The following is a 356-nucleotide window of genomic DNA, read 5'->3' as shown; positions in this document are numbered from 1 at the left end:
AATTTTGCATTTGTAGAGTTTTATTAACAATTTAACGATGTTTTTAGACTATGTCGGATACATAGAGAGAAATACTGACATTCCTAAATACACGTGGCAGAATGAAAACAATTAGATTTTCCAAGCAGAAAGGACACAAGTATGAACTCATTTCAATTTCAGACCGTTTCCAACATTATTTCAGGCTTGGGCTCTATCAATGAACTTGGCAGTATTCTGCAATCACAGAATTATCATAAAGCGCTCTTAGTTACTGATCAGGGAATGATTCAGCATCAGCTTCACCTACCCATCTTAAAAATTTTAGATCAAATTGGCTTGGACTATATTATTTATTCAGATATACAAGCCGACCC

General features: G+C 34.6%; 1 protein-coding gene. It reads left to right on the top strand.

Translation table 11 applies throughout. The annotated features are described in order from the left end of the window. Positions 1-141: 141 nt before the first annotated feature. On the top strand, positions 142-356 hold a 215-nt coding region (locus AC2Q9J_RS17700; RefSeq protein ID WP_499041977.1), incomplete at its 3' end, for an iron-containing alcohol dehydrogenase.

The sequence above is a fragment of the Planococcus sp. RAB007_Raresut genome (assembly GCF_057369535.1).
Note: the sequence above shows the minus strand (reverse complement) of the source record. Positions and strands in the feature narration are given on the sequence as shown.